The sequence below is a fragment of the Vibrio sp. 2130-1 genome, from assembly GCF_033339515.1.
Map to the genome: position 1 here is coordinate 1 of NZ_JAWOUT010000044.1, position 3391 is coordinate 3391.

Sequence of the window (3391 nt, forward strand, 5' to 3'; positions counted from 1 at the left end):
TTGGGAGCAAAGCTCGTGTTGTAAAACACAGCTAACAAACTGTTTAAGAGGGATTCGCAACGCGTGGCATTTTCATTGTGCGTTGGTTTTAGTGTTTATGGTGGTATGCGGCGACTTCGGTATTGCGTTGCTCACCCCTTAACAGGGCGTTAGGCGAAAGGAGAATAAATGAATAATCAACCCAAACCATTTGTGTTTGTTTTAATGCCATTTAGTAGCGATTTTGATGATATCTACAAGCTTGGAATCAAAGAAGCTGCTGCTGATGTTGGAGCATATGCAGAAAGATTAGATGAACAAATTTTTAATGAAGGAATGCTTGATCGAATTTTTAACCAAATAAGCAAAGCAGATATTGTCGTTGCTGATATGACGGACAGAAACCCTAACGTATTCTATGAAGTAGGATATGCGCATGCATTAGGTAAAAAGATAATACTTTTGACTAAAAATTCTGATGATATTCCTTTTGACTTAAAGCACCAGCAGCACTTGGTATATGAGGGCAGTATCGTAAGGTTAAAAGAATTATTAACAAATAAGCTCAATTGGGCAATTGAATCGTCAAAAAATGAAAATAAGGCTCAGGATGAAAGAACATTATCGCTTAGAGTTTTCGATTTAGAAATTCCTTGTTTTGAGACAAATAATCTTCCAACTGTCACAGGTTCTGCTCCTGAAGGAAGTAGTTATTTCTCACTGCCGATATATTTGAGGAATGAATCATTTAAAACAACATCATCAATTAGTCATGTTTACTTGTTCATGGAGAGTGACTCGGAAATAGTCCCTGCTGGATATAATACAAAAGAGAGTTTTACAGTTGGGGATGAGCGTTCCAAAAAGAAAGAAATTTTGCCATACGAACTAGCTTCATTTGAGGCACTGCCTTTTGACTCTGACGATGGTTTAGTTAAGCAAGTTAGGCTACCTATTAATTTCACCGAGATTCCCACTGGTGCTATAGAAGAAAGAGCTATCGGCTTCATGTTTAAACAGAACTTCACGAAAATGAAAGAGCGTAAATTTAAACTTCGTATCCATACGCATGATCAAATTTATGACTATACGTTTAATATGGCGATCGATGGAAGTTTCGCCTAACAAACTGTTTAAGAGTGATTCGCAACGCGTGGCATTTTTACTATGCGTTGGTTTTAGTGTTTAAGGTGGTATGCGGCGGCTTAGGTATTGCGTTGCTCACACCTTAACAGGGCGTTAGTCGCCAGAAAAAGCTAGCAATCAAAATCATGTTTCTGAGCTTAAAATTTAGCAGCAGTTTGTTTGGAACACAGATTCATCGTCGATCATTAGAACTTAGTTTTAGCAGTTTTGAGTCCAAAATTTTGCAAGTGTCCTAGCGATTGTTTTGTTCTTTGGTGCTGACAGAGCAGGGCAATCGAGAGTTTGTTTTTGGTTGCAACTCCGCTCGGTGAGTTTGTTGGTACAAAAGCCGATTTACTCGCTGAAATGACGTTTTCTCTGGTGTGGTAAGTTCCACGTGGTTTCAGTAACTTTGTTGAAAGTCCGCACTGTGAGATTGGCTTTCCAAAAGCGCTTTTTGGTGTTGTCAGTCCGTTTTCTGCGGCGTTGTTTGTTCCAAGTGGTTTCATTGAGTAGCCGCTTCGAGACTACGCCTGACTTAAATGCATCAAAGCACATAAAGTTTGTTGTTCGCAAAGTTTAGTTCGGCTTAAAATTGTCGCTCGGTGCCTCGCGACTAACAAACTGCTCAAGAGGGATTCGCAACGCGTGGCATTTTTACTATGCGTTGAATTTAGTGATTAAGGTGGTATGCGGCGGCTTCGGTATTGCGTTGCTCACCCCTTAGCAGGGCGTTATACATTTATGGTGACCATGATGATTGAAGAATGCGCATTGTGCTTACAAGTTAAAGAACTAAAGGTTAGTCACCTGATGCCCAAAGGGTTGTATAAGAAACTACGAAAATCAGATTGTAGTGGCCAAATTATATTGAGCCAAAGTCATAACAGAACGTCCGCATTTACTGATATGCAAGTTACAGATAACTTTTTGTGTGGCGAGTGCGAGCAAAAGTTTAGTCGTAATGGGGAAAATTTGGTTGTTCGAGATTGCTACAATAGTAAAACTGAAGTATTTCCATTACGTTCAAAGTTCGATGAGTCCAAGGTCATCGCACGACATTTCGATAAGCAATTGTTAGATCATGTTGAAGCAAATATTAACCGAGGTGCTTATCTGTATTTTGCTGCGAGTATTGTTTGGCGGGCCTCAGCTTGGAAGCGTAAGGAAAATTCGAACCAGAATTCTCTTGGTCCTGTATACCAAGAACAGATTAGAAAATACTTAAACAATGAATCTACTTTTCCTGAAAATGTTTACCTCATTGTCTATATAGATACTGATTTACAACCTTTACCAATGATTTCGTTCCCTGTCTCGACCAAAAAGGTAGGCTATCACCAGCATATCTTTTACATTCCAGGGGTTAGGTTTTTGTTACTTGTTGGGCATGACATAGGTGAACTCAAAGAGTACTTTAATGACCGTAAATCAAAAGTAGTATTTTTAAAATATAGCTATCAGCAACATCCTGATTGTAGCTTCGTAGCAAATAGTTTGAGTACGGATTTTAAGCCAAATAGCCGTTTGAGAGACGAAATAAGAAAAAATGTATAACAAACAATTTAAGAGTGATTCGGCACGCGTGGCATTTTTACTATGCGTTGGTTCTAGTGATTAAGATGGTATGCGGTAGCATCGGTATTGCGTGCCTCACACCTTAATTGGGCGTTAGCTTACAGTCTGAAAAAACAAACTCATATAGCTGATGTTAGGTAGGGCATATCGTCAAGATGAGCGCTCTGATTGGCAAATATTTTGCGTGTATCAGCGGTAGTTAGTAACATTTTTTTTAGCGGGCATTATTACCGTGTGCGGTCGTAGCGTTACTTGGTCTTGGTCTTGGTCTTGGTCTTGGTTGTAATTTCAGCTTCACTTCTGTTTCATTCATGGCAAAGTTTTGCACGTGAAAGCAGCAAATCCAATACGAGCCTTGGTGGGTGAAGTTCCGTGAGTCTCCACGCTCGGCAGTTTTGGCAAAGCTCAAGTTAATACTAAGTTCATCACCTGAAGTTATCGGCTATGTTTATAATCTCGACTTCACGTTTAATGTCAAAATAAGTTGTTGTTTTAGTTTAGAATGCTCGGAAAGTAATAAGCTAACAAAGCGTTAAAGACGGATTCGCAACGCGTGGCATTTTTACTATGCGTTGATTTTAGTGATTAAGGTGGTTTGCGGCGACTTCGGTATTGCGTTGCTCACCCCTTAGCAGGGCGTTATGTGTCAATGGGTTTCTAAACAGAGTGAGAAAGATAAAAATGCAGTTTATTTGGGAAGTCTCGGACG

The 3391-nt window shown here is 39.7% G+C and carries 3 protein-coding genes; 2 read left to right on the top strand and 1 reads right to left on the bottom strand.

Annotated features, from left to right (window positions below):
• Positions 1-168 precede the first annotated feature (168 nt).
• Entirely contained in the window at positions 169-1104 is a 936-nt protein-coding gene (locus R7Q09_RS24025; protein ID WP_025628297.1) for a nucleoside 2-deoxyribosyltransferase, read from the top strand.
• Between the two features lie 206 nt (positions 1105-1310).
• On the opposite strand, the gene R7Q09_RS24030 is transcribed toward R7Q09_RS24025, so the two are convergent.
• Entirely contained in the window at positions 1311-1613 is a 303-nt protein-coding gene (locus R7Q09_RS24030) for a hypothetical protein (RefSeq protein WP_065871679.1), read from the bottom strand.
• Positions 1614-1857: 244 nt separating this feature from the next.
• On the opposite strand from R7Q09_RS24030, the gene R7Q09_RS24035 reads away from it, so the two are divergent.
• Positions 1858-2661 carry a hypothetical protein gene (locus tag R7Q09_RS24035; protein ID WP_318071317.1) on the top strand — a complete coding sequence of 268 codons (804 nt, stop codon included), beginning with the start codon at positions 1858-1860 and terminating at the stop codon, positions 2659-2661.
• Positions 2662-3391 lie beyond the last annotated feature (730 nt).

Bases quoted from the DNA above. Each gene is read 5' to 3' on its own strand.
- R7Q09_RS24025 (WP_025628297.1), top strand. From the start codon at position 169: ATGAATAATCAACCCAAACCATTTGTGTTTGTTTTAATGCCATTTAGT.
- R7Q09_RS24035 (WP_318071317.1), top strand. From the start codon at position 1,858: ATGATGATTGAAGAATGCGCATTGTGCTTACAAGTTAAAGAACTAAAG.
- R7Q09_RS24030 (WP_065871679.1), bottom strand. From the start codon at position 1,613: ATGAAACCACTTGGAACAAACAACGCCGCAGAAAACGGACTGACAACA.